Below are 19,114 nucleotides of genomic sequence, written 5' to 3'. Positions count from 1 at the left end.
CTTAGCTTGATGCGGCTCGGCTCGGGAACTTTTTATAAAGGACGTTGGTCATGATTAAAAAGGTAGGCAGTTTTGTTGTTGTTATCGCTTTGCTGGTGGCTGCTATTATTTATTCGGCGATGACCGGGAGTATTAAAGTAGGCATTTTGGATTTGGTGCAGGGGTTATTTTCAGGAACGAACGATCAGGTTGAGGTTATAAAAGATTTGCGATTCCCGCGTATCCTCGTCTCCCTGCTTACAGGAGCGGCGCTTGCCGTTTCCGGCGTGCTGCTTCAGGCCGTGATGAAAAATCCGCTCGCAGATGCTGGCGTAATTGGGATTTCATCGGGCGCAGGGCTAGTATCGCTAACCGTTGTGACGATTTTTCCAGGGCTGTTTTTCTGGATGCCGCTGTTTTCCTTTTTCGGTGGTGCACTAGCCTGCTACCTCGTTTATGCGCTGTCTTGGAAGTCTGGACTTAGCCCGCTGCGGCTCATTCTCGTCGGGATTGCGATTAATGCGACATTTACGGGGCTCGGGCAATCGTTTAATTATCGCGGCAGCTACGCGGTTACGAGCGTCAATCAAGCGATTTCATCGATTTTCACCATGAAGACATGGACGGATGTGCAAATTATCGGGCTATATGGCCTTATTGGCCTGCTGCTTTCCTTGCTGCTAAGTTCATGGTGCAACATGCTCAGCTTGCAGGATAAAACAGCGAAAAATCTCGGGCTGCGGGTAACGCGTGCGCGGCTGCTGATCTCGGTCGTCGCGGTGCTGCTCGCATCTGTAGCAACAGCCATTGGCGGCTTAATTGCTTTCGTCGGCCTGCTCGTTCCGCATATTGCGCGTACCTTGGTTGGCTCCGATCATAAGGTGCTTATTCCGTTTTCGGCACTGGGCGGCGCCCTGCTCATTTTAGCAGCGGATACGCTCGGACGGACGGTGCTCGCACCGACGGAAATTCCGGCTTCGATCATTATGACGATTATCGGCGGGCCATTCCTCATCTTTATGCTTAGAAGGAGTGAGCGCGTATATGGAAATTAAACAGGTGACGTTCTCCTATGACAAAAAGACAGACCAGCTTAAAAACATCAGCGATAAAATTGAAACGGGAAAAATAACGACGATTATCGGTCCGAATGGCTGCGGCAAGTCGACGCTGCTCGGTATTTTATCGCAAAATTATACACCCGCTCACGGTGAGGTGCTGCTTGATGGCAAGTCGCTCGCGCAAATCAAGCCAAAGGAGCTTGCTAAAAAGCTTGCGGTCGTGCATCAGCAAAATGAGGCGCCTTATGATTTAACGGTGGAGCGGCTCGTCAGCTATGGCCGGCTGCCGCATCGCAGCTTCCTCGGACAGCCGAATGAAGAGGACGAGAAGGCGATTGAAGAGGCTCTGACCTCGACCAATCTGCAGCAGAAGCGCACCCAGCGGCTCAATCAGCTTTCTGGCGGCGAGAAGCAGCGGGTATGGATTGCGATGGCATTGGCGCAACAAACGCCGATCTTGTTTCTGGATGAGCCGACGACCTTCCTCGATATGTATTACCAGATTGAAATACTGGAGCTGGTAAAGGCATTAAATCGGGAGCATGACATGACTATCGTCATGGTACTCCATGACATTAATCAAGCCATTCGCTACAGCGACCGGATTATCGTGATGAAAGCGGGCGAAATTGTAGCGAGCGGTACGCCGGAGGCCGTAATTACGAAGGAGATCGTAAAAGAAACGTATCAGGTTGATGTTATGCTTAAGCAAGAAAGCGATACGGGGCTGTATGTCGTACCGATCGGTATTTGAGCTCGTGATTGAAAGGCAAAGCCGATGCGCAGGCTGGATGCCACACTTTAGAAAGTCGACAGTTCGTGCAGATGGATGCGCGGGCAGTCGGCTTTTATTTTTTTTCGTTGGCTGTAGTGGTAGAATAAGAGGAACAAATCAAGATGAGATAGTGAGGAAAAGCTAATGATACGTTTTGGCATAATTGGGACTAACAAAATTACAGATTCTTTTATCGAAGCGGCACGCGGGCTGGAGAACTTTGCTTTAGCGGCCGTGTATTCGCGAACGTCCGAGCGGGCGGCAGAATTTGCGAGCAAATATAAGGTTCCGCATACGTTCACGGATTTGGAGGAAATGGCAAAGAGTGATCAGGTGGACGCTGTATATATCGCAAGTCCCACCTCGCACCATGCTCAGCATGCGATCACCTGTATGAAGCATGGCAAGCATGTGCTTTGTGAGAAGCCTATTGCTTCAAACTCCCGGGAAATGCGGGAGATGATCGCAGCGGCGAAAGACAATAATGTGCTGCTTATGGAGGCAATGAAATCGACGTTCGTGCCGAATTTTGCAGTTATTCGCGAGCACCTGCCTAAGCTGGGGGCGATCCGGGGTTATTTTGCATCCTATTGTCAATATTCTTCGCGTTATGATGCGTACAAGGAAGGCAATGTCATGAACGCGTTCAAGCCGGAGTTTTCGAATGGCTCGCTGATGGACATTGGCATTTACAGCGTTTACCCGCTGGTCTCATTGTTCGGCAAGCCGAATAAGGTAAAAGCAAGTGCCGTTATGCTGGAGTCTGGTGTGGACGGCAAGGGCAGTCTGCTGCTGCAATATGATGGAATGGATGCGGCCGTGCAACACTCCAAAATTTCCAATTCCCAGCTTCCAGCAGAAATTCAAGGCGAAGCGGGCAATATGATTATTGAAAATATTAGCTACCCGAATCAGGTGCGCATCGAATACCGCAATGGCGATGTGGAGGAGCTGACGGTGCCGCAGGCAGATAATGTGATGGTGTATGAGGCTGAGGCGTTTATTCGGCTCATTCAAAGCGGCGAGCATGAATCAGACATTAATTCGCTTGCGAACTCGCTTGCTGTACTTGAGGTGCTGGATGAGGCGCGCAGCCAGATCGGGCTTGTTTTCCCTGCAGATCGGCTATAATATGGATGTAAGGAAGTAAATGGAATGCAGCAAGATTTATTTTATAGAGATAAAGGAGACTTGGAATGAGCGATACATTAGCTGTTCAATTGGAGAAATATGCTGAGATTATTGTGAAAATAGGTGTGAATGTCCAGCAGGGGCAGGCGGTATTCGTAACGGGAGCGATTGAGGCAGCGCCTCTAGTGCGTCTCGTTGCAGAGAAGGCTTATTCAGCTGGAGCAAGCAATGTACATATTGATTGGACGGATGACCAGTTATCCCGATTGAAATATGAAAAAGCGGGCGCTGAAATTTTCGAGCATTTCCCGCAATGGGAAACGGCGAAGCGCCAGGAGTTTGTTGATAAGGGCGCCGCCTTTATTTCAATCGTATCCTCCAGTCCAGATTTGCTGAAGGGTGTCGACACGCAGCGTATTTCCAACTACCAGAAGGCGGCTGGAGCAGGGCTGAAGGAATTCCGCAGAGCGATTCAAGCGGACAAAGTGAGCTGGACGGTCGTTGCGGCAGCCGCCAAGGACTGGGCGAAGAAAGTGTTCCCGGAGGCTGAGGGCGAGCAAGCAGTCGCGCTGCTATGGGAAGCGATCTTTAAAGCGGTGCGCCTGCATGCAGAAGATCCGGTTGCGGCTTGGCAGGAGCATAACAGAGCGCTTGGAAGCAAGGGAGAGGCGCTGAACAGCTATCATTTTAAAAAGCTGCATTACACCGCTCCGGGCACAGATTTGACCATTGAGCTGCATGACAAGCATCTATGGGTCGCTGCCGGCAGCGAGAACGAGCAAAACATTCCGTTTATGGCGAATATGCCGACGGAAGAAGTATTCACAGTGCCGCTGAAAACGGGCGTTAATGGCTATGTATCGAGCACAAAGCCGCTCAGCTACGGTGGCAACATTATTGACCGCTTTAAGCTGACCTTCGAGAACGGCCGCATTGTGAAGGCCGAGGCGGAGGAAGGCGAAGCGATTTTGCAAAAGCTGATTGATACGGATGAGGGTGCGCGTTATTTGGGAGAGGTTGCGCTGGTGCCGCACCATTCCCCAATATCGGAGTCCAACATTTTGTTCTATAATACGCTGTTTGACGAAAATGCTTCGAACCACTTGGCCATCGGCAGCGGCTATGCCTTCAATATTGAAGGCGGCAAGAAGATGTCGCCAGAGGAGCTGGAAGCAAACGGCGTTAATGCGAGCCTGACCCATAATGATTTCATGATCGGCTCTGCCGATATGGATATTGATGGCATTCAAGCCGATGGCACCGTCGTTCCTGTATTCCGTAAAGGCAACTGGGCGTTTTAAGATGTGAAAAATAAGCGTGAAAAACAGGCTCGGAGCTGCACGATGCAGCTTCGGGCCTGTTTTTCGTTGTTCTGCCTGATTCGCGCATGATAGCGGTTAGGTTCCCTCGGCCAAGTCTCTAATATAGCTTGCCTTGGCGGTACAGAACCGTTGACAGCTTCATCACCGAATGATTATAGCAATTTTGCCGCAGCGTGTAAGTGGCGCTGAAGAAGGAAGGCAAAATAGAGCCGAGTGTGCTTTGCATTTTCTCAAACAGCATGCGATGCACCTGCTCTTCCGTCAAATATTGCGTTTCACGGCCTTGAAGCCACTCGAAATAAGAGACGATAACGCCGCCGGCATTGGCAAGAATATCGGGAATAATAATAACGCCGTTCTCGGAAAGCTTCTGGTCGGCTTCGCCGGTTATTGGCGCATTTGCCCCTTCGACGATGATCTTGGCCTTCACTTTAGCTACGTTATCTTCGCGTACCTGCTCCTCTAGCGCGGCCAGCACGAGCACATCGACATCCAGATACAGCACTTCCTCACGTTCCAAAATGTCTGCTTTGAGCTCAAGCTCTGCGAGATCTTCCTTCGTCTTAGGCAAATCGCCTTGATGGCGATTGGCGTAGTCAATTAGTGCCGGAATCGATAAGCCGTCGGCATTGTAAAGCGTTACATTGCGGTCGCTGACCGCCACGACCTTGTTGTTAAGATAGGTACATTTATGCGCTTCCAATGCTACGATGGAGCCAACATTACCGAAGCCTTGAACGGCGATGGAAAGCGATTTTTCCGCTTGGGCGAGAACATTTTCAGCAAATGGATTAGAGCTGTTGGTCAAATAGCCGCGATGCACTTTAATAAAATCATGCAGCATATAGCGGAATGTGAAATAAACGCCCTTGCCTGTCGCTTCCCGGCGTCCTAAGGAGCCGCCGTTAATGACGCTTTTTCCAGTAAAGCTGCCGAGATACGGTTTGCCGGGATGAATATTTTTATATTCGGCCATCATCCAGTCCATCTCGCGTTCACCAGTTCCCATGTCGGGTGCGGGAATATCCTTTTCTGGGCCGAGAATATCGGTAAAATATTGGACATATTTTTTGCATATAATGTATAGCTCTTTCGCTGAATAGTTGCGCGGATTAATACCGACGCCGCCCTTGCCACCGCCGAACGGAACGTCGTGAAGCGCATTTTTGAGCGTCATCAAGGCTGCCAGATTGGTAACCTCTTCTTCATTTACGGATTCGTGGAAGCGAATGCCGCCTTTGTATGGTCCAAGTGTATCATTATGCTGGATGCGATAGGCCGGTATGCGAACGACGTCGCCATCATCCATCGTAATGCGTAAAAAGGCTTTATTCACCTTGTTTGGCGTGGATAAAATAGCAGCTAAAGAGAGGAAAGCCTGATCGCGATGCTTTCCTTGTAAATCGGACAAAAAGGTGGAGTCACCTGATAATGCATGCAAAGATTGCTGAACGATTGTGCCAGTTTGGTTTGCCATGTTTAATCGACCTCCAGTTTGGGTAACGAAGATTGTAGTACATGGAGCCGGAGAGGGCACCTACATCATTTTAACATAGCAAGAAGACTAATCCAAAATGGAATATAGGTATTTCGTAATGAATATTGCGTTTTTTAGTTATTTAGATCTATATGGCAAATGGAAAATAATCCAAAAGTATGTTGAAATATGTCGCTTTCCTCGTTAACATGTACAGAGCAAGAGAAAATTTCATTAGATAATTAGAGGGAGAAGTGAAAGGTCATGGAACAACAATATCAGAATCAGAATGGCTACCAACAACAAAACCATTTGGCGGAGCCGGTAAGCTTTAAAGAGTGGATGATTACTATTCTGCTTTGCGCTATTCCACTCGTGAACATTATTATGCTGTTCGTCTGGGCTTTTGGCGGCAATGCAAAAATCAGCAAGTCAAACTATGCTAAGGCTTCATTGTTATGGGCTGCTATCGGTATCGTTTTATACATTTTCTTTTTCTTAGTATTCGGTGCTGCTCTAATTGCAGGCTTTTCCGAAATGGGCAACTACTCTTACTAATAATAAAAGCAGCCTGCTGCAAGCAGGTAAGCAAAAGGCGCTCCAACCCGCTGCCATGCGGCGAGGGGCGTCTTTCATTTTGCCCAAATCATGCTATAATAAACGACAATGAAAGGCTATGAGACTGCGAGGAAATAAAGTACCGCTAATTTCCTCGCAGCTTCTGACCATGGAAATAGAGGTGTTACGGATGGCGAAAAAAAATCGGCAGGCAGCAACGCAAGCGAGCAAGCCGAAAGCGGCCGCGGCAGATAGCCAGCAGGCGACCTTGAAGGATTTGCTGAGTGCTGATGTGCTGAGCAAGCTCAAGGAGCAGTCGAATGCGCTGAAGGCAGCGGAGGAGCAGAAGAAGCAGGATGCCGCCCAGAAGGCGGATGAAGCGCGGAAGCAGGAGCAGAAGCGGCTGGAAAACGATATGGAGTATTTGCTCAATAACAGCAAGCCGGGCGACTGGAAAAAATACAAATAAAGACGTATAGCGCGTTTGCTTGTTAGGCGCAATAAATACAAAAGGAATCATCGCTTCTGCCGGCGTGATTCCTTTTGTGCTTCGTATGCAGTTTATTTACTCGCTCTTGCAGAGTAGGGGTTTTTCGTTCGCCAGGCTTCACGCCATTCCAGCTTCCCCGCAGCTGCTCGGGATTCATTAAGCCTCGTTGTGCGAGCTTCTGTCTTGCTTTCTTCGCTGTGCTCATTGCCATAATTGTTTGCCTCCTGTTTGCTGCTATGTGGTGCCGGGTGTTTCAAAGCACTTGCTTCTATTATATGCTGAAAAACGTGCTTAGGAAAGTGTCGGCTTCTGGCAATTGACAGACTTTGCAGGCTGCGTTAAAGTCAATAGGCGAGCTTGAAAAGTAAGCGTCATCATATTGGACGGGCTAGCCGTCATAAATCAGGTGAAAATGTTCAATTAACCGTTATATTAGGCTGCTTAACGCCTGTACATCGGTTTGTTTCGTTATACTGAATTGAGGCGCAATTACATAACCTTGTTGTTGCGAAAAAAGAAAGGGTGAAGGAAATGTCCGTAGGCGTATTAGCACATTTATTTGGGAGCTTGTCTTACAGGGAGCTGGCTGAGAAGGTGGGCGCTGCAGGATTTGGCCATATCCAGCTGGCGATGTGGAAGGCTATTAATGATGTCGATTTTAATAAACCGGGCAAGCTGACTCCGGGGCTCGCGATGTCGATAGCGGAGGAGCTTCGCAAACAAGGCGTGTCGATCTCCGTGCTTGGCTGCTATTTGCATTTCTTTGAGCGCGATGAGCAGAAGCTTCGCGAAAATATAGAGCGGTTTAAGGAGCTGATTCGCTACGCACGTCTGCTCGGCGCGCCTATGGTTGCTTTTGAGACGGGAACCCATCCGGATGGCGTTTATACCGAGCAGGACTGGAAGACGCTAAAATCGACGGTTCAGGAGCTAATAGAGGAAGCGGAAAAATGGGGCGTATTCATTGGCATCGAGGCAGCCAGCGGTCATTTGATTGGCACGGCGGCGGAGCTGCATGCTTTTCTGCAACAGATCCCGTCCTCGCATGTTGGCGTCGTAATCGATCCGGGCAATTTGCTGACGACAGAAAACTTTGCCCGTCAGGATGAAGTTATTGAAGAAGCGTTTGCCCTGCTTGGCGACCGAATCATAGGCGCTCATGCGAAGGATCGTAAACCCGATGCGAATGGAGAGCTGCAGACGGTTCCGGCGGGCTATGGCGAAATGAATTACAGCCTTTATATGCGCTTGCTTAATAAGTACAAGCCGGGCGTTCATATTATTATGGAGACGGCGAGCGAGGAGCAAATGGCGTTTTCCAAAAGCTATATTGAGCGCATTCGTTCAGAATACGCATAGTTTTTAGGCATCCTTTTTATTCTTAATTGAAAAAAGTAGTAAAAGCTTAGTAGTTGTTTAGCTATTAAAGTATCGGGCGATTTGTTTGCTGTTTCATCTGTTTCTGGAGGAGTAGCAGCAGTAGCAGCTTATTATGGTGGTCTTCCTGCTATTCCGCCGGGTATAACAGCAGCTTATTTTGGCCTAATGGCTGCCAGAATATCAGCAAATAATGCATATAACACAGGTGTTTATGTAGGAATCACATGGGCTTTTGTTTTTGACATTGAGCCTCAATAAGAAATAGGTGATTAATATGTGGAATGTAATCGTACCTTATGTAATGCCTTTATTCATGGTTGTTATTATTACGACTTCTCTTATTAAATTAAGAAAAGAATATAAATATAAAGATAGAAAAGGAAAAAAAAGTATTCTTTTAAAGCTAGTTCTCTCATTGGCATTCACTTATTTAGTTATTATGCTTATAATAAATTTGTTTATGAATTATGAATAGTTAGGCGCTTAATAAAAAGGTTGGAATCTTTCTTGTACAATATTCCCTGTTTTCGAGACAGGGACAACATAACTTGTAAGTTTCTAATAACCAGTCGTCGGTGATCCAACCAGCGGCTGGTTATTTATATTTTAATCATATTTGAATATAGATACAAAAACACCTTCAAGAACAGCTCCTACATCTTACGATATAGAAGCATGTTCTTGAAGGTGTTCGATTTTTCTCGCGCTTGTCGGAAAATCAAACGCGGCAATTTTTTACCCTTAACCTCTATAGCTTAACATCCTTAACAAATTGCAGCAGCTCTTCTGACATTTTAGCCAGCGCTTGGGACGAGGAGGTTATTTCCTCCATCGTAGCCAGCTGCTGCTCGGTTGCGGCCGATACGCTTATTGCGCCGGAGGACGTTTCTTCTGCAACCTCGGCTACCCCTTGCAGGGACGCCGCCAGCTTATTCGTATCCTCGGACATTTGCTGCGAGGCTTCGGATACGGAGTGGATTTGCAAGGTCACGGAATTTACGGCTTGCTTAATGTTGTTAAAGGACTCACCAGCAGCAGATACCGCAGCAATACCTGCTTGTACGACCTCCTTGCCGTCATAAACGGACTTAACGGTACGCTCGGTATCCGACTGAATGGAGCGGACCAGCACTGCAATTTGCTGGCTGGACTGGGTCGACTGCTCAGCCAGCTTGCGAACCTCTGCGGAGACGACAGCAAAGCCGCGTCCTGCTTCTCCCGCGCGTGCAGCTTCAATCGCGGCGTTAAGCGCCAGCAGATTCGTCTGCTGGGCAATACCAGCGATTACCTCGACGATTTTGCCAATTTCATCGGAGCGTGAGCCTAAAATGCTAACGTCCTCCGCAATATTTTGCACCGTGGACTGAATATGGCCCATTTGCTCGACAGCGGATTGCACCGCGACCGTTCCATCTACAGCAGTCTGAGCGGCTGCACGCGATTTTTCCGAAACCTGAAGGGCGCTCGCCGCAATGCCGCTCGCCTCCACTGACATATTGTTCACAAAAGCTACGCTCTCCTGAACGACTCTAATTTGCTGCTCGGAGCCGCCAGCTACCTGCTCAATAATTTCAACGACCTGCTCGGTTGCTTTAGTCGTCTGTTCAGCCCCGGCAGTTAACTGCTCGGACGAGGCTGCAACTTGCAGCGCATTTTGTGAAACTTGCTCAATCAGATTGCGCAAATTTTGCGACATCGCATTAAAGGATGCAGCTAATACACCTAATTCATCGCGATTTTTCACCTTAACGGCTTCGCTTGTCAAATCCCCATTCGCAATACGTTCAGCGACGGCAGTAATTCGAACAATGGGCACCGTAATCATCCGGCTAATGAAATAAGCAATAGCTATCCCGGCCACAATCGAAATTAATGAAATAATGAGAACCATCAGCTTGGTGCTGGCCACTTTGGCCGACGTTTCTTCCGAGCTTAGACGAAGCACCTCTTCTTGCTCCAGAACGAAGCGATCCGCTGTTTCCATAAACTTGCTGATAATTGGTTCGTTTTTGGCGGCGAGGCGCATATAATCCTCTACTTTATTTTGTTTCTTGAATTCAATCATTTCCTCGGCGTTGCTCGTATAGCTTTGTTGGAGCAAATCGAGTCCTTGCAGCAGCAGCCAGTCGTCTGAATCGTTTGTCATGCCCTGCAGCTGCTGGCTGACTTCATTATAACGGCGAACGGAATCACGGTAGGCATCGATTTCCGCCTCGTCATTCATCAGAAGATAGCCTGTAATGCTCAAGTTTTCATTTTTAATAGAGAGACTTAAATCCTTAACCAGACTGACGCTATGGGCGCGTTCTTGCAGCAGCTTCTGATAGGTGCTGTTAATCGAGCCAATTTCCACATAGTTAAGAGAGGCGATAACAACGAGCAGCAGCAGAATCGAGAAAAAGCCGCCGTAAAGTTTTTTACTAATCGTTAGTTTCATCAGTTATTGTCCTTTCCGCCTAAGAAGCGGCATCTGCGAAAATTTCGTTCGCACCGTCCCGGAATTGTTTTGCGGCTTCAACCGGCGTAATTTGCCCAAGCAGCGTTTGATTTCTGATTTTGGTGAACAATGTGTTGATGCTGGTCGAAGTTAGGGGAACAGGCGGATCAAGCGGGCTAGAATTTTTCTCAACTTCATCCATATAAATATACTGCTCTTTATCGGTTTCTTTCATCGTACTGAGCAGATGCTCGCGTACCTTAGCTGTGGCGGGAACACCGCGCTCGCCAAGCAAAATATCATTCGCTTCAAAATTGTTGAAGAAAAAGTCAACGAACAAAGCCGCTTCATCCTGCAACTTCGTATAGGCAGAGATCGAGAAATACATCGAAGGCTTAACGTAGTTGCCTTCAGAGCCGCCTTTAAAGGCTGGAAGCGGCAGCAGCTTTAATGCTGTGCCTGACAGGTCCGTAAAGGAGACGACGTTATTGCTCGTCAGCCTATGGAAAGCAGCAAGCTGATTGACGATAAGCGAATCCTTGTCAGCTGAGCGGTCTTTGAGAGTTGCTGCGCTTGCCATTAGGCCGTCATCAATAAGCATTTTCTCCAATGTGAAGAAGTCGGATAAATATTCATCCTTATCGTAGCCAAGCGAGCTGCCGTTCTGGGAATAGTAGCTTGCTCCCCGCTGTCTGAGGTAATAGGAAAAGTCGAGCGACTCCGTACCGATCGGGACAAAGTTCGGGTCACTGATTTTTTCCTTAAGGTCGCGGGCTGTTTGAATGAAATCTTCATACGTATAGCCTGCTTCTGGAACAGGAATGCCAGCTTTCTCGAATATTTCCGGATTGTACATCATGCTTAAGGCATTTATACCAGTAACGACGCCGTAAAGCTTGTCGTCTATCGTTCCTGTCGTGCGCGAGCTTGCGTCCAGATCGGAAAGATCAAGCTTGCCGGAGGCAGCCAAATCATCCAGCGGCAAAATCAGCTTGCGCTTGGCATACTCATCAATATATTTGTAATCCATTTGAATGACATCTGGGAAGTCTTGATCAGCTGCTGTCATAGCGAGCAGCGTCCAATAATCAGCATTTGGTACATCTACCGGTTCAATTTTTATATCTGGATATTGCTTTTCAAATAAATCAATGACTTTAAGCGTTCTTTCACGCCTCCCGTCATTGCCCCACCAATAAACCTTAAGCGTTTTTTGCCCATTTTCTGTTGCTGCAGGCTCTGTGGTAGCAGCTTTAGTTGTGCAGCCAGTAGCGATTAAAGCAACAATGATGACAGTAAGAATGATGAATCGGATTTTAAGAGCTGTATTCACTTATTTCCCCCTTGCGGCTTTTTTTGCCATTTATATATGGTTAACTACTTATTATATCGGATTTACAAAATTTTTAATTAGAGCTGACATGTCCAACTTATTGAACGGATGGTGAATACTATTTTGCGGTACTGTTTGCATAGGTATTAAAAGGAGCCCGGGTATCGAAGCCAGGGGACGGCTTTCGGCCGTTTCACCTTATCACACGGGGAGGAATTTGCGATCGTATCCATAGTGGGAAGCAATCAGCAGCTGATTATACCAGAGGGATTATCGTTCCAAAATGTGACCGAAAGCCGCTTAACCTTTCAGGATGTGAGTGAGCGGATTTGCAGCTTTATTGCTGGAGATGTGCATGCTTCGTATCATTTTGTAGTGGGGACGGACAGTCAAGTATTTCGGGGGTATACGAAGTTTGTTACGGGAGTTGTCATTCGCAGAATTGGAAAAGGGGCCTGGGCCTGCTACCGCCAAACGGTTGTTCCTAGGGAAATGATGAAGCTCAGAGAAAAGCTGACGCTTGAGACGGTATTGTCGCAGGAGGTTGCATATTATTTCATGGATGGCGTGCTGCAGCGAATGGAGGATTTGCTGCTGCCCTATGTGTATCAAGGGGCATCACTGGCGCATTTCATTGATATTGATGCCGGAACGGTGCCTTCAGTTAATGAAACTTCGCTTTATGTACAGGAGATGGTAGAGCGGGTGCAGGGAATGGGAACCTATGCTGCGCGCGTCAAGCCGGATTCTTATGCCGCTTCCTCCTATGCCAACCGTTTTACGAAAAAGGCGGTTCCCCGCTACAAGCGCAGGAGTCTGTTCTGAAGCAGCTAGACATCAGGCAGGCTTTCTTGCATATACGGTGGCACTTAGCTGCCCAGCATGGTATATTTCTGTTAGATCATAGGAATAGAAAGCAGGGATTATCGTGCGTATTGGGGCAATTGAGGCAGGCGGTACAAAATTTGTGTGTGGCGTTGGCAATGAGCATGGCGTCATTGAGGATCGCGTAAGCTTTCCGACGGAAAAACCAGAAATAACGATGGCGAATGTAGTCGACTATTTCAAGGACAAGCAGGTCGAGGCTATTGGCGTCGGCACATTCGGTCCGATTAATATTGATAAATCCAGCCCGCAATATGGTTTTGTTACGACGACGCCTAAACCAGGCTGGGGGAATTTCGATTTTCTTGGCGCATTGAAAGCGCACTATGACGTGCCTTATGGCTGGGATACGGATGTTAACGCTGCTGCTTATGGAGAAGCGGTGTGGGGTGCTGCCAAAGGATTGGACAGCTGCATTTATTATACGATTGGCACCGGCGTAGGCGTAGGCGTTTATTCGGAGGGCAAGCTGGTCCACGGACTTGTGCACCCGGAGGGCGGACATATTTTGACCCGCCGTCATCCTGAGGATACGTATGATGGTTTCTGTCCTTATCATGGTGACTGTCTGGAAGGCGTAGCGGCAGGTCCTGCTATTGAGAAGCGCTGGGGCGTGAAGGCAGTAGAGCTTCCACCGGAGCATAAGGCGTGGGAGATGGAAGCTTTTTATATCGCACAGGCTGTAGCGGGCAGCATTTTGCTGCTGTCGCCTCGCAAAATCATTTTGGGCGGCGGCGTTATGCATCAATTGCAGCTGTTCCCGCTTATTCACGCCGAAGTGAAACGCGCTTTGAATGGTTACGTGCAGGCAGCGGAAATATTGCACAACATTGAAGACTATATCGTATCGCCAGGACTAGGTGATAATGCAGGACTATCCGGTTCGCTTGCGCTTGGGCTTGACGCTTTGACAAATAGCCGGAAATAATCAGTCCTTTATAGAGGAGAAGACAATGCAGAAACCCTATGAATTACCTCGTGCAACACCGGAAAGTCAGGGAATAAGCTCGGCAGCTATTCGTTCTTTTTTGGCAGGCATTGCAGATAATCATTTGGATCTGCATGGCTTGATGCTGATTCGGCATGGGCATGTCGTAGCCGAAGGCTGGTGGACGCCCTATCAGGCGGATCGGCAGCACATCGCTTATTCGTTGACTAAAAGCTTGAGTTCAATGGCGATTGGCTTCGCGGTGGAAGAAGGTCTGTTTTCCGTGGAGGATGCGGTGCTGGACTATTTTCCTGAGGAAGCGACCGAGGAGGTCAAAGCCAATATGGGCGGGCTTAAAATTCGCCACTTGCTTACGATGTCCACCGGACATACGAAGGACACGGCACGCTTTGATATGTTCCAATCCTGGTTGTCTGATCATGTCACTCCCAAGGTAGGTGATCGGGCCGACCGCAATTGGATAAAAGGGTTTTTCGAGCAGCCGATTGAGCGTGAGCCAGGCTCGTTTTTCCTCTACAACAGTGGGGCAAGCCATATGCTGTCAGCTCTTGTACAGCGGGTATGCGGCCTTGCTCTGCCAGACTATTTAATGCCGCGGCTGTTCGAGCCGCTTGGCATTGATCGTCCAGTATGGGATGCGGCGCCGAATGGAGAAGCTACCGGAGGCTGGGGAGCCAGGCTGAAAACCGGGGACTGGGCGCGTTTTGGCCAAATGCTGCTGGATAAAGGCATGTTTAACGGCAAGCGCATAATTTCCGCCGAATGGATTGAGCAGGCGACTGCCAAGCAGATGGACAACATCAATCATGGCGACGTCGTAACAGGCTCCGGCACCGATTGGCAGCAGGGCTATGGCTATCAATTTTGGCAATGCAGACATGGCGCTTATAGAGGCGATGGGGCTTTCGGCCAATTTTGCGTCGTCCTTCCGGGGCAGGATGCCGTCATTGCCATCAACAGCGGCGTGCAGGACATGCAGCTAGTGATGGACATGATGTGGGAGCATCTGCTGCCAGCCATGCTGCCAAACTCGCTGCCAGAGAATGAAGCCGAGCTTGCGGGCTTGCGGGAGAAGCTGGGGAGCCTAGTCCTTCTAGAGCGCACTGCGCAGCCGCGCCCTCTGTTTGCCGAGGGAACGATTCATTATAAGGTGGAGCAAAATGAGGATGAGGTCACGGAGCTCAGCCTGATATTTGGCAGAGAAGTGACAACTTTATTGTGGAGCGATGCGGCAGGGATGCATCGTCTGGACTCTGGTCATCAAGAATGGTATTATGGCAATGAGTTGGCCAATGAAGCCGTAGCAGCACGCGCGACCTGGCTGAGCAGCGAGACGCTGGTTTTCGATGTTTGCCGCGTCTTCACGCCTTATCATGACGAGGTTATTTGCACATTCAGCGGCAATCGTATTACAATCGCCTACAAGCATTTTGATTTTGTAACCCGGCATGGCGAGCTTGCTGGCGAGCGGCTTTCAAACTAGCATTTGACAACTATTCTATTAAACTTGAAGCTGCGGAGAAAGGAGGCCTTTGGTCATGAAGCGTTTGTGTCATAGCCGTATAATGTCCATGGGCCTCTACGGGCCGTTTTAAGCATAAGCATGAAGAGGATATGTGGCTTATTTATTATAGGCCGCTGCCGCAGGCAGCTTCTCTTCATATGCAGGAGGACCGTAGGCTGATGGCTTGCGGTCTTTTTTTGTCCAAATAAAGGAAAGTATATGATTTCGCCTTAACTTTCGGCCGTTTCACCTTGTGCCTGACGGGTGTGGCGGACAAGCCCGGTCGTAATTCCTATTTTAAAGGAGATAATGCCCCATTTATGATTACCAAAACGTATAAACCTTATATTTTCAAAGCAGAAGCAGGCCAATCCACCGATGATTATTTCAATTATGCAACGGCCGTCCAAACGATTAAGAGCATGCTTGAAGAAGCCTTCGGCTCACCTATGCAGTTGTACATGCAGGATGACGGGGACGATGTGTGGGACTGGGTTTCGGATGATCTCGCGAGTGGATACGAAGGTGTAAAGCGGGAGGCTGCTATATACGACTTGGTGGAGGATCGCTCATTTCGCTTTGAGGATTCGAAGTCTGAAGCCAATTACCGGATCAATCCTTCGCTGCGCAATAATGTTATTTCTTATCCCGAATATGAGGTAGCGTTCGCACGAATTCCTTTTTTGCGCCAGTATGGCCTAAACACGGAAGATATTATTTTTGCGAAAAATGATGAGACGATGCGTGCTTTTCTCGAAGCGATGCAGGCGAGACAGCTTAGCGAGCGTCGCGTGACGATTTTTACTGATACGAAGGAAGGGTTTGAGCGCAGCAAGGAGCAAATCACGCGTATGGTAGAACGCGACGAGGTGATGATGAGCGATTCCTTGAAGCAGCAAATTTACCGTTCCATCGATGAGTTTTTCTCCCGGGATCGCGAGTTTTTCCAAACCTATAACGTGCCGTATAAAAGAGGTATCCTCCTGTATGGCAAGCCGGGGAATGGCAAGACGACGCTTGTGAAATCTATCGCAGGCAGCGTAGAGGCTCCCGTCGCCTACTGGCAAATTACGGAGTATACGACGAGCGATTCGATTCAACAGGTGTTTTCCGCTGCGATGAAAATGGCGCCAATGATTCTCGTGATTGAGGATATTGATTCGATGCCGGAGTCGGCACGCTCCTTCTTTCTGAATACGCTCGACGGGGCAACGTCCCGTGAAGGCCTGTTTCTAATCGGCACGACGAATTATCCAGAAAAAATCGATCCGGCGCTCATGAACCGCGCGGGCCGCTTCGACCGGGCTTATGAGATGAAGCTGCCGGATAAAGAGCTGCGGCTCGCCTACTTGCAGCGCAAAGGGTTCGGAAGACTGGCAGAGGAAGCGGATGGACTTATGGAGGACGCAGCGTTATTTACCGAGGGTTTCTCGTTTGCCCAGCTAAATGAGCTGTATGTGTCCGCAGCGCTTCAGAAGCACTACGAGCAAACTGTAGATTTGAAGCGGGTCATTGAAGAGCTGAAAACAGACTTTGACAAGGACCGCCGCGGAGTATGGATGGCAGACAAGGGACAAAAGCCGGTAGGCTTTCAAACGCGTTAAGCGTGCTTGACTGAAACTAACAAACCTAATCGGATGGCGGCAAAGGATGCTGCCATCCGATTAGGTTTGAATTGAAAGGAGTTTTGAAATGGTAATGGATTATGGTTCAAATGCAATCTCGCCATCCCGTCATTCGCGTGGACGCCGTTCGCCTTGGAAGCGAGTGCTGTTATGGGCAGCCATTGTCGTCATTGTTTTGATCCTGGGGATTTTCCTATTTTTACAGGCGAAGACGTATAGTCCGCTGGAGGAAGCGCTCACCGCGCTGGAAAGCGACGGCTCTGTTCAGGTAAGTGAGCTTAAGCATGGTTACCGTTTTGAGCCGGCAGCGAGCAAGGAACTGCTCTTGCCTAATATTATTTTTTATCCAGGAGGACTGGTGAAGCCGGAAAGCTACGCACCGCTTGCACGGCGCCTGGCAGAAGCTGGACATCGCGTTTATGTGGCGTCCATGCCATTTAACTTGGCGCTTACTGCGCAGGACCGTGCAGATGAATACATAGCAGAGCATCCAGAAGAAAGCTATGTGATTGGCGGGCATTCGCTTGGCGGTGCATTTGCTGCGAGATATGCGGCAGAGAATCCGAATAAGCTGGCCGGCATCTTTTTCATGGGCGCATATGCCGATGATGGCGCTGATTTGAGCGGCAGCAAGCTGGCAGTACTGCAAATTACGGGAACGCTGGATGCTGTGCTGAACAAGGAAACCTGGAAGCAGTCAAAGCAAAATTTGCCTGCGGAGCTGACCGAATATGTATCGATTGAGGGCGGCAATCATGGCGGCTTCGGTACATACGGCAAGCAGTCCGGCGACAACGATGCGACGATATCGGCTTCCGAGCAAGCGGACAAGGTGGCAGCTGCAATCGATGCTTGGCTTTCGAAGCTGCAAAAATAAAACGGTTGCCAAAGGATATTTTAGCCATTATAATGACGTTGAAAAGGTTTTCAAAAAAAGAAAATAAAGGATGGTTTGGCGATGAAGCCTACGATCCGCGACGTTGCTAGAATGGCTAACGTATCCATCAGCACCGTTTCCCGTGTCATGAATGCGCCGGAATCGGTCACGAAGGATAAGCGACAGCGTGTGCTAGAAGCGATTGAAAGCTTGAATTTTCACCCGAATGCGCTGGCCCGAGGTCTTATATTCAAAAAGTCGCAAATGCTTGGTGTTCTCATTCCCGACATCCGCAATGCTTATTTTGGCGAAATTATTCGCGGCATGGAGGATGCGGCTAAGCAGCTCGGCTACAATTTGATGATTTGCAATACGGACCGGGTGCCAGAGCGAACTATTTCTTATCTGGATACGTTGAACAAGCAGCAGGCCGATGGCTTATTGTTCGTCAGCGATTATGTCCAAAGCCAGTATTACGAAACGATGCAAGCTTGCGGCTATCCGGTCGTGCTTGTGTCAACCGTGTCTTTCGAATATGAGCTTCCATCCGTCAAGGTTGACGAGGAGGCAGCTGCTTTCGAAGCGGTCAGTTATTTAATCGAACAAGGGCATCAGCATATTGGCCTCATCTGCTTCACACTGCCCGACCCCATCTCAGGTCAGACCCGCCATGACGGCTTCGTCCGGGCTCTCGAACAAAACAACCTCCATCATTGTGCAGACTACGTAGAGTTTGCAACACACTGGTTTGAAGAAGCATATGCAGCCACCTCTCGCTTATTCGACCGACACCCACATCTTACTGCTGTATTTGCTTGCTCCGATGAATTTGCAATGGGCGTTATTTCCTGCCTGAATGATCGCGGAATTCGTGTTCCCGATCAAGTATCCGTTGTAGGCTTTGATAACCTGCGCATGTCTTGGATGACGATACCGAAGCTGACGACGATTGCCCAGCCCATGTATGCGATTGGCTGGAGAGCTGTAGAAAAAATGCATGAGCAGCTCGAAGGCAGAGAAGCTGCTGTTCTAAGAGAATGGCTTCCTCACGAGTTAATCATCAGAGAGTCCACTTTGCCTGCACCTCATGTTCGCCTCCAAAGCAATGTGCATAAAGAAGCCTAGGCTGATGTTTGTTCGCTGTACTTGTCACCTGCGGTTCATTTGCTGAATACGTTTAATGTAAACGTATTCATTTTGGGCGGAGCAGCGGTATTCTTTTGCTATCTCATTTCGCTTCAATCGTGAAGGAGGTGATGCATCATTAAGCTATGAATATAGCTTCTATGAACGACGTACAACCTGCAAACGTACATCATGCGGCGAACGTT

18 protein-coding genes are annotated in these 19,114 nt (G+C 48.7%); 14 read left to right on the top strand and 4 right to left on the bottom strand.

Annotated elements, in window-relative coordinates:
- Positions 1-50: 50 nt before the first annotated feature.
- The 4 genes from MHB80_RS24740 (at position 51) to MHB80_RS24725 (ending at position 4,247) form a co-directional block, all read left to right on the top strand.
- A complete protein-coding gene (locus tag MHB80_RS24740; protein WP_341279462.1) occupies positions 51-1,034 on the top strand; it encodes an iron ABC transporter permease in 984 nt (327 codons plus the stop codon).
- Entirely contained in the window at positions 1,024-1,794 is a 771-nt protein-coding gene (locus MHB80_RS24735) for an ABC transporter ATP-binding protein (RefSeq protein WP_341279461.1), read from the top strand. Before MHB80_RS24740 ends, MHB80_RS24735 begins: the two co-directional genes overlap by 11 nt.
- A gap of 165 nt (positions 1,795-1,959) precedes the next feature.
- On the top strand, positions 1,960-2,946 hold the full coding sequence (locus MHB80_RS24730) for a Gfo/Idh/MocA family oxidoreductase (protein WP_341279460.1): 987 nt from the start codon (positions 1,960-1,962) through the stop codon (positions 2,944-2,946).
- Between the two features lie 65 nt (positions 2,947-3,011).
- Complete coding sequence (locus MHB80_RS24725; protein WP_341279459.1) at positions 3,012-4,247, top strand: aminopeptidase; 1,236 nt, start codon at positions 3,012-3,014, stop codon at positions 4,245-4,247.
- A 118-nt stretch (positions 4,248-4,365) separates the two neighbouring features.
- Here the strand turns inward: MHB80_RS24725 and MHB80_RS24720 are convergent, their stop codons facing one another.
- A complete protein-coding gene (locus MHB80_RS24720; protein ID WP_341279458.1) occupies positions 4,366-5,745 on the bottom strand; it encodes a Glu/Leu/Phe/Val dehydrogenase in 1,380 nt (459 codons plus the stop codon).
- A 264-nt stretch (positions 5,746-6,009) separates the two neighbouring features.
- On the opposite strand from MHB80_RS24720, the gene MHB80_RS24715 reads away from it, so the two are divergent.
- Positions 6,010-6,303: a hypothetical protein gene (locus MHB80_RS24715; RefSeq protein ID WP_341279457.1), complete on the top strand. Its 294-nt coding sequence runs from the start codon at positions 6,010-6,012 to the stop codon at positions 6,301-6,303.
- A gap of 190 nt (positions 6,304-6,493) precedes the next feature.
- Complete coding sequence (locus tag MHB80_RS24710) at positions 6,494-6,772, top strand: YqkE family protein (RefSeq protein WP_341279456.1); 279 nt, start codon at positions 6,494-6,496, stop codon at positions 6,770-6,772.
- Between the two features lie 22 nt (positions 6,773-6,794).
- Here MHB80_RS24710 and MHB80_RS24705 read toward each other — a convergent pair whose 3' ends face one another.
- Complete coding sequence (locus MHB80_RS24705) at positions 6,795-7,004, bottom strand: hypothetical protein (RefSeq protein WP_341279455.1); 210 nt, start codon at positions 7,002-7,004, stop codon at positions 6,795-6,797.
- 320 nt (positions 7,005-7,324) lie between these two features.
- On the opposite strand from MHB80_RS24705, the gene MHB80_RS24700 reads away from it, so the two are divergent.
- Both MHB80_RS24700 and MHB80_RS24695 read left to right on the top strand, forming a co-directional pair.
- On the top strand, positions 7,325-8,152 hold the full coding sequence (locus MHB80_RS24700) for a sugar phosphate isomerase/epimerase (RefSeq protein WP_341279454.1): 828 nt from the start codon (positions 7,325-7,327) through the stop codon (positions 8,150-8,152).
- Between the two features lie 81 nt (positions 8,153-8,233).
- Entirely contained in the window at positions 8,234-8,431 is a 198-nt protein-coding gene (locus MHB80_RS24695) for a hypothetical protein (protein WP_341279453.1), read from the top strand.
- A gap of 490 nt (positions 8,432-8,921) precedes the next feature.
- Here MHB80_RS24695 and MHB80_RS24690 read toward each other — a convergent pair whose 3' ends face one another.
- Positions 8,922-10,610 (bottom strand): methyl-accepting chemotaxis protein, encoded by a 1,689-nt coding sequence (locus MHB80_RS24690; protein ID WP_341279452.1) that lies wholly within the window; start codon positions 10,608-10,610, stop codon positions 8,922-8,924.
- A 19-nt stretch (positions 10,611-10,629) separates the two neighbouring features.
- A complete protein-coding gene (locus MHB80_RS24685) occupies positions 10,630-11,943 on the bottom strand; it encodes an extracellular solute-binding protein (RefSeq protein WP_341279451.1) in 1,314 nt (437 codons plus the stop codon).
- A gap of 234 nt (positions 11,944-12,177) precedes the next feature.
- On the opposite strand from MHB80_RS24685, the gene MHB80_RS24680 reads away from it, so the two are divergent.
- The 6 genes from MHB80_RS24680 to MHB80_RS24655 all read left to right on the top strand — a co-directional run bounded on the left by MHB80_RS24680 (position 12,178) and on the right by MHB80_RS24655 (position 18,908).
- Positions 12,178-12,768 (top strand): ribonuclease H-like YkuK family protein, encoded by a 591-nt coding sequence (locus tag MHB80_RS24680; RefSeq protein ID WP_341279450.1) that lies wholly within the window; start codon positions 12,178-12,180, stop codon positions 12,766-12,768.
- Between the two features lie 103 nt (positions 12,769-12,871).
- The gene (locus MHB80_RS24675; protein WP_341279449.1) at positions 12,872-13,756 is read left to right on the top strand and encodes an ROK family protein; all 885 of its coding nucleotides are present in this window, start codon (positions 12,872-12,874) and stop codon (positions 13,754-13,756) included.
- A gap of 25 nt (positions 13,757-13,781) precedes the next feature.
- Complete coding sequence (locus tag MHB80_RS24670) at positions 13,782-15,260, top strand: serine hydrolase (protein WP_341279448.1); 1,479 nt, start codon at positions 13,782-13,784, stop codon at positions 15,258-15,260.
- 341 nt (positions 15,261-15,601) lie between these two features.
- Complete coding sequence (locus MHB80_RS24665; protein WP_341279447.1) at positions 15,602-16,885, top strand: ATP-binding protein; 1,284 nt, start codon at positions 15,602-15,604, stop codon at positions 16,883-16,885.
- An 88-nt stretch (positions 16,886-16,973) separates the two neighbouring features.
- Positions 16,974-17,783: an alpha/beta fold hydrolase gene (locus tag MHB80_RS24660; RefSeq protein ID WP_341279446.1), complete on the top strand. Its 810-nt coding sequence runs from the start codon at positions 16,974-16,976 to the stop codon at positions 17,781-17,783.
- An 81-nt stretch (positions 17,784-17,864) separates the two neighbouring features.
- Positions 17,865-18,908, top strand: coding sequence for a LacI family DNA-binding transcriptional regulator (locus tag MHB80_RS24655; protein ID WP_341279445.1), 1,044 nt, complete (start codon positions 17,865-17,867; stop codon positions 18,906-18,908).
- Positions 18,909-19,114 lie beyond the last annotated feature (206 nt).

Source organism: Paenibacillus sp. FSL H8-0537, assembly GCF_038051995.1.
In the GTDB taxonomy this organism is placed as follows: domain Bacteria; phylum Bacillota; class Bacilli; order Paenibacillales; family Paenibacillaceae; genus Pristimantibacillus.
Note: the sequence above shows the minus strand (reverse complement) of the source record. Positions and strands in the feature narration are given on the sequence as shown.